Source organism: Amycolatopsis sp. WAC 01416 (assembly GCF_003947485.1).
Classification (GTDB): Bacteria; Actinomycetota; Actinomycetes; order Mycobacteriales; family Pseudonocardiaceae; genus Amycolatopsis.
The window spans coordinates 1-1,008 of the sequence record NZ_QHHX01000025.1; the positions used below are offsets into that span (position 1 = coordinate 1).

Consider the following 1,008-nt stretch of genomic DNA (forward strand, 5'->3'; position numbering starts at 1 on the left):
GCCAAGGCCAGCGGGCTGAAGCTGACCGGTGAGGGCGGGGTGCTGCAGCAGCTGACCAAGCTGATGCTGGAGTCCGCGCTCGAGGGCGAGATCACCGATCACCTCGGCTATGACAAGCACGACCCGGCCGGTCGTGGGACCGGCAACTCGCGTAACGGCACGCGGTCCAAGACTGTGCTCACCGATGTCGGGCCGGTCGAGATCGACGTGCCACGCGACCTCGCCGCCAGCTTCGAACCCAAGATCGTCGCGAAGCGGCAGAAACGCCTTGGCGGTGTGGACGAGATGGTGATCTCGTTGGCTGCCAAGGGATTGACGACCGGTGAGATCTCCGCGCACCTGGCCGAGGTCTATGGTGCGGAGGTGTCGCGGCAGACCATCTCCACGATTACCGACAAGGTGATCGAGGGCATGACCGAATGGCAGAACCGGCCCCTGGACCCGGTGTATCCGGTGATCTTCATCGACGCGATCCACGTCAAGATCCGTGACGGGCAGGTGGCCAACCGGCCGATCTACGTCGCGCTCGCGGTGACGTGCGAGGGCCGTCGGGACATCCTCGGGTTGTGGGCCGGCGACGGCGGCGAGGGTGCCAAGTACTGGTTGCACGTGCTCACTGAGTTGAAGAACCGCGGCGTGGCCGACGTGCTCATGGTCGTCTGTGACGGCCTGACAGGGCTGCCGGACGCGATCACCACCGTCTGGCCACAGACGATCACTCAGACCTGCGTGGTGCACTTGCTGCGCAACAGTTTCCGCTATGCCGGGCGCCAGCACTGGGACGCGATCGCCAAGGCCCTCAAACCGGTCTACACGGCGCCGACCGAGGCCGCCGCGCGCGAGCGGTTCGCCGAGTTCACCGACACGTGGGGCGGCCGGTATCCGGCCATCGTGCGGTTGTGGGACAACGCCTGGGCCGAGTTCGTGCCGTTCCTCGCCTTCGACCCGGAGATCCGCCGGGTGATCTGCTCCACCAACGCCATCGAGAGCGTCAACGCCCGTATCCGC

Annotated in this window: 1 protein-coding gene; it reads left to right on the forward strand. The window is 66.4% G+C overall.

Annotated features, from left to right (window positions below; all coding sequences use genetic code 11):
* On the forward strand, positions 1-1,008 hold a 1,008-nt coding region (locus DL990_RS41125), incomplete at both ends, for an IS256 family transposase (protein WP_125801882.1).